Origin of the sequence: Thermogemmatispora sp. (genome assembly GCF_019683755.1) — a bacterium.
In the GTDB taxonomy this organism is placed as follows: Bacteria; Chloroflexota; Ktedonobacteria; order Ktedonobacterales; family Ktedonobacteraceae; genus Thermogemmatispora.
The window spans coordinates 1-6,518 of the sequence record NZ_JADGHT010000272.1; the positions used below are offsets into that span (position 1 = coordinate 1).

General features: G+C 59.3%; 2 protein-coding genes. Both read right to left on the minus strand.

Annotation, left to right across the window (positions count from 1 at the left end; genetic code table 11):
• Positions 1-359 precede the first annotated feature (359 nt).
• Positions 360-4,535: an AAA family ATPase gene (locus IRZ24_RS15305; RefSeq protein ID WP_297165767.1), complete on the minus strand. Its 4,176-nt coding sequence runs from the start codon at positions 4,533-4,535 to the stop codon at positions 360-362.
• A 1,593-nt stretch (positions 4,536-6,128) separates the two neighbouring features.
• Positions 6,129-6,296, minus strand: a complete 168-nt coding sequence (locus IRZ24_RS15310; RefSeq protein WP_297165770.1) for a hypothetical protein — start codon at positions 6,294-6,296, stop codon at positions 6,129-6,131.
• Positions 6,297-6,518: the final 222 nt, after the last annotated feature.

The following is a 6,518-nucleotide window of genomic DNA, read 5'->3' on the forward strand; positions in this document are numbered from 1 at the left end:
GAGGAGTTACCTCCCTTGCCGGATAGCAATGATTATCATCGGGTTCTGCTCTGGGCGGTAACGATGTTTCTCTCGCTGGCGCTCACTATTGCCCTAGCTCGTGGCTGGTTCTGACTGGCGGGTAGGTGGCAAGTGGAGAAAGCGGGGAGGTTTGTAAGGGATAGCTGGGAGCAGACGGCTCAGGGTGGACTGCTCTCTGTGACGCCTTCTGGTGCCTGCTGCCCTGATCCCTCCTACTGCTGGCGAAAGTAGGAACTAGAAGGAAGGAGGAACTATGGAAAATAAGTGGCCCGGCTCCGCGCTGCAAGCCGGGCCACCGTGCTCTTGAAGGAGTTGCGGCTACGCTGCTGGTTAGTTGCTCAGGCGGGCGGCCTCCTCAGTTGAAGGAGATCAAGGGTAGCTCCGCACTCACTGAGGATGTTGATGGCTTCGCGTTGATAGTTGAGGGCCTCGCTCTGGCGTCTGGGGAGATGCTGCAAGAGCAGCTGAGCGTAGGTGGCCAGGGTACGGGCGTAGTGCCGCCGCATACCTCGCTCCTGGAAAATGCGCAGGGCTGTTTCAAAATAGTGCTCTGCGCGTGTGATGGCCTCGCTCGTGTTGGCATGGGCAAAAATGCGGGCGAGCAAGGCTAGGATCTCGCCTTGCACGGTGATCATGTCAGTAGTGCGCGCCTGTTCAAGGATCGCTTGGGCCTGGATCTGTGCATGATGGTGGTTGCCGAGCAGGAAAGTGACCTCAGCCAGTGTCGTTTTCCCCTGAGCTTCAACATCGGCGGTGATGCCTGGTTGGGCTAAGGCTAGCTGCAGGGCGGCACGAGCCCTTTGCAGCAGGCGCTGAAATTGCTTCTCCGGCTCCTTTGGCTGAGATGCAGGAGCAGCCTCCTGGGAGAAACTCGTCTGCAAAAGACGAGCCTGATCAAGGCGCAGGCGGGCCAAGGCGACCAGAGCCGAGCTGACGCAAGGGCTGCTTTTGATGGCGCGTCCGATGGTCAGAGCTTGATAGATGGCCTGTCCGGCCTCCCTTAGCTGGCCTCGGGCCTGCAGAATGCTGGCTAGGTAGCCGTTCCAGTAGCTCACATAGACCTGGTCTTTCCCCTGCTCACCTTGGGCAATGGCCTGCCTGAGGTAACGCTCGGCGCTGCTGAGATCGCCTGTACGTTCTGCAAGAATACCCAGGTTGCTGAAAACCACCGCCATCAGCGGCAGGTCTCCCACTTCATCAGCCAACTCTAGCGAGCGCCGGCAGTAGGCAAGCGCTTCCTGATGGGCGGCACGGTGGAGCAGCACATGACCGATGTTGCAGCAAATATGTGCAATTTCTCGTTTATGACCAAGTTCTTCGGCCAGTTGGAGAGCGACTTGTAGATGATACAAGGCCTGCTCATGACGTCCGGTGTTGATCTCCAAGGTGCTTAAAAAGCGATGAGTGCGGGCCAGGCCAATGGGATCACCGCTGATCAGGGGAGTGGCTGGTCGTGTTGCTTGTGGTGCTGACCTCTCCTCGGTGCTGGCTGGGTCCGAGATGGCTAGGCCGTCACCGGTGCGTGTCTGGAAGCTGCGCGCGTAGAGCGCTTCGAAAAGGCGGAGCGCTTCCTGTCCCTCCTGACGCGCTTCGTGGTAGCGACCTTCGTCATTATAGATATAGCCGCGCAGGTAACGCAGAGTAGCCCAGGCCATGCCACCTTCGACGCCGGCGGCGCGTAGTCTGGCAGCAGCTCGATCGCAGTAGTCGTGTGCTCGGGCGAAATCGCTCATATAGAACCAGGTACGACCAATTTCAGTCAGCAGGCGGGCCTCAAGTTGGGTTTGGTAGAGTGGATCATCCTGGCTGTAGGCCTGGCCTTCCTGTGCAACATCAAAGGCGCGCTGATAGAGCTGACAGGCCTCGGCGTAATGTCCCTGGATACGGATGCATTCGGCCAGTCTCCCCAGGAGATAGGCGCGATAGTCATAGGGAAGGACCGACCTGCCGTTGGCGGGCGTAGTGGAGCTGCTGAGCTGAGGGAAGTGCTCGACGGCGATGCGGTAGAGGCGGGCCGCCTCGGTGTAGGCGGAGAGGGCGTAGGCGGCCTCTGCTGCCAGCGAGGCGTAGTGAACGATCTGCTCGGGTGAGCCACCGCCGGCTACCAGGTGATAGGTGATCATGGCGGCCCCCTTCTCCTCATGGCCGGTATAGAGCTGACGCAGAATCTCTGCAGCGCGCCGGTGGAGTAGCACACGTTTCATAGCTGACATGCTTTCGTAGAGATGGCTGGCAAGCAACGGATGCCAGAAGTGGTAGCTGATATGGCTACCGCTGCTCGTCTCGGTGAGGACGCCGGCCTGCAGGGCCTCGTCTAACAGGTCAAGGACGCGCTCTTCATCGAACGGTTGTGGGTCGCTGGCCTCTAGAGCGCAGAGGGCTTCAAACTCGAAGGAGCCGCCGAGAATAGCGGCGTCACTGAGCAGGCGGCGGCAGTGACGACTCAGCCGGTTGAGGCGCATATCGAGCACGGCGGTGATGGTCTCTGGTAGGCGTTGCAGGTTAGCCTGGAAGCCTCCTTCGCTGGGAGAAAGCAGTTGCATCTCAATGCTGCGGGCCAGTTCCTCAGCGAAGAAGGGGTTACCGGCGGCGTGCGCTTGGATAAAGCGCAGGGCCACGGGGGGCATATGGCTCACGATCTGGGCGATCTGCTCATCGGTCAACGGTGGCAAATCAAGCCTGATAACTCCGTGCTCGCGCTGCAGATGAGCGATCAGGGTCTGTAGCACCGTGTTGGCGGCCAGATCGCTATCGCGGCAGGTGCCGATGAAAAGTACCGGGTGACCGGCGAGGCGGCGCACTAGGTAGCCGAGTAGCTCACAACTGCTGGCGTCGGCCCAGTGCAGGTCGTCCAGCACAAGCAGAAGCGGAACCTGCCTGCTGACGCGCGTGAGCAGTTCTTGCAAGGCCTCTTTGAGGCGTTGCTGTTCCTGCTCCGGTGGTAGAGGGGGCGGTGGAGGCAGGATCTCATAGAGTTCAGGCAGGATTGCCCCGAGGGGGGCATAGACTTCGGGATGCTGTCGAATCTCCTGAGTGAACCAGAAGTCTTGCGCGGTAATACTGCGCAATGGCTCAATCCAGAGGCGGTAAGGAATGGCGCTTTCTTGCTCGTAGACGCGGCTCCAGATGACGGTCCATTGGCGTTGCAGAGCCTCGCGACTGAGTTCTTCAGCAAGGCGAGTTTTGCCAAGGCCGGGGGCTGCGACCAGCACAGCGTACTGGGGTTGGCGTTGAGCCACTGGCGGCAAGGTGACAGTAGTACCATTGCGATTTGCAGTAGGGCCGGTGGCCGTGGCCGTGGAGGTCAACTGCTCCAGGGCAGTTGTAGCGAGCTGCTCGGTGGTGATGAGGAGTTGCCGTAAGAGCGTCAGCTCCTGATCACGTCCGACCAGAGGACTGCGATGGGTGCGCCCGATCTGAGGGAGAGAGGAGGTAGAAAGGTTCTCTCGGGAGATGGCTGGCTGGCTCAGTTGAGGAGCGGGTGCTGGCTGGGGGCGAGAAAGAGGATGGTTGGCGCAGATAGCCTGGTAGAGAGTCTGAAGCGGCTCGGAGGGGGTCCCCTGATGTGTAGAGAGGAACTGCTGATAAAGGCGAATGGCCTCGCTACGGCGGCGTAGGGCTGCCAGGCAATACATTGTCTGGGAAAGTGCTTCTTCATCGCTGGGATTGTAGGCTAGGAGGCGTTCGAGCAGCGGCAGAGCGCCGGTGAGATTATCGCGGGCAAGGCGCAGATCGACGAGGGTCAGCAGAGCTTGGCGCCAGCTCCTGCGCAGCGCTTCGCGTCTTGTGGCGAGCTGGGCGGGATAAGGTGGAACGGCCCAGCCGGCGAGTAGGTCTCCTTTGTAGAGGCGCACGGCTTCGTCCAGCAGGCTTTCACGGAGTGGCTCATCGCTACATTCGGAGGCGCGGGAGAGCATCTCCTCGAAGGCGTCGGCATCGATCCACAGGGTCTGTTGTCCTGCCAGGCTGAGTGTTTCCTCGCTCTCCTGAAGCAATGCGGGGTTGGAGGATGGTGCAGCGGCGGCCAGTGCCGCTGAGAGCGAGCTGACAAGCCAATAGCGTAGGTTGGCGATAGCGCGTTCGAGACGCCGCTGGGCTTCTGAGGGGGCAAGGTCGGGCCAGAGCGTTGTCAAGGCCTGGTGGCGTGAGAGCTGACGGGCCGGGCTACAGATAAGGAGGGCCAGGAGGGCGCGACCACCAGGTTGCAGGCTGGGACGACCACTGCGTTGCGTGGCTCGTAGTGCGTCGGTGAGTCGTTCCAGGCGGAAACTACCAAGCAGGTAGAGACGCCGCAGGGGAGATTGGCCAGCTAAGCCTGCCACGATCTCCTGTTGCTCACTCTGGGCCAGAGCTTCTGGTGGCAGAGTGCGGCCAATGTAGGTGCGTGTGGCATGGCCACCTTCGCTGCGATAAGCATACCAGTAAGGTCCATGTCCACGGCCTTCGCGACATTTTTTACATTGTGGTTTACCACAAAAGCTGTATTGACGATAGTAGGTGACCTTACTGTTCATCGCACGCACTCCTTGCCGCTATGCTAGCTTGCTGCTGGGGTTGGAATGATGGAGGCGGCCAGCAGTCCCGAACAATCTCGCAGGAGAAGAATGACCAGCAGACGTCTCGCTGTGGTGACGTTTGACGGTGTGAGTAGGGAGAACACAGTTGCCTACAGGCTGCGCTTTTAGCGGATGAGAGCCAGCTCGCGGCTGTACAGGTCGTGGCCAGGCCTGGCGGCATCCGCTTGCGTAGGGAAGCCTGCATGTCTGCCTGGGAGGATGATGGTAGTTGATAAGATTAGTAATGTAGGGCAGATGCAGCAGGCTACTTGCTGGCAGAGCGGGGCCTTTCCCAACCTGTGCGAAGCCGGCGAGCTGGCCAGAAGAGTAGCGGAGTGCTGCGGGTGTAGTGAAACCAAGGCACAGGTGCTTAGGCGAATCTGCTGGCTCCATCGTTACTACTCGCATGTGCTCTGTTGCTCCCTCGTCAACTAGCCCGACTTGCCTGACGCATAGGGCACCCTGTTGGCCGTCGCAGGAAAGAGGCTAAGCCGGTGCCTGGCCAAGGGCCAGGCCGGTGCGATCTCATGTGTTGAATGGGCTGAGCCTGCTTATAAGCAATGAGCTGGGCTGCAGCTTGGCTATGACCAAAGGGTAGGACAGATCGGCCCTGGCAGGCCCTCCTCTGCCTCCTCTGCGCGTTCCAAGAAATCCGCACCTTGAAGTGTAGGGAGTAGTGAATCACAGCTAAGATTACCCGATAAATATCGGTGCTTCAACCTGATCTGCGGCTGCGACCGCTAGTGAGCAGCGCGGAAGATCGATCTTTTTACGCGAGCAACCGGCGTTTCTTATTATAGCTCATGAGGGGTGATCTGTCAGGCGAGGCTTGCTCTATGGTGGAAAAGAGTGCCAGCTAAAGATGATCAGTTCTCTATGGCTGAGATTCAGATGATTGGGGATAGGCGTGAGAGATTTTGACGAGAAGAAAGGGTCGGTCAGCACTGCGGTTTCGAGGGGTTCAGACCGGGGGAGGCTAACCGACCCGTTTATCGACAGGCGGGCCAGGCAGGTTGCGGCTGGTGCGCCTGTGAGCCAGGGTGGTACTACGTATAGGTGGAGCCGTAGTATGGTGGCTCACGGGCTTTGGCACCCTGCCGGGGGCCTGAGCTAGCTCGCCGTGTCTACGATGGCAACGATGACGATAAAGGTGCGCTGATTAGTCGAAGTGAGACATCAGCCGCTTCCTTTCTCAGGGACGTTACTCTGAGAGGGACGAGGGGCGATCGGTTGCCTGATCTTAACCTGGTCGCATCCTCGTCCTCTCAGGCGAGAGTTGTTTGCCCGTGTGGGCTTATTGGTAGTGCTGGCCAGTGCGCCCGGTGCGGGAAAAGGCTGTTGGGGCGACGGGAGCTACCAGACCGGTGGATCGGTGGTTGTGGTGCCATCCGGCGGCGCCCGTAGCTCGTCGTCACTCCCCTGGTCACCCCAGGGCCATGCCAGCAGCAGGACCAGCGTGTCTCAGGCTTGGCATCCCTTCAGCGACGCTGCAGAGCAACGTCGCTGGTGGCCTGATCAGGTGGCTCTCTGGGCTAGAGAGCCATCAGGCAATCAAGGGCTGCTACGCCACAGGAAGTGAGGAATGCTGCCAGCGGTCGTCAGAATGTGAGTGAATGCATGGTTGCTGACGAGTATCGCCAGGCTGAGAGCGATAGCTACGACCAGCGCCAGCAGCAAAAGGACGGTGATCAGCTGCTTCTTTTGCAGAGCGATGTTCATCAGTCTCCTCCTTAGTGGCGTGTGGCAGGAATACGGATCTACCTCTAGTTAGCTTACTTAAGACTGCAACTCTGAAGCGCTTGTAAAAGCTATTAGATGTGAAGCACCTCCGAATTCTCTATCTGTTTAAACTCCCTCACAGCCAAGCGCTCGGCATCTGTCGTTGCTGATAGTTATCAGCTACCGGAGCCTTGCTTCACTTGTTTACCTATATGGTAATCG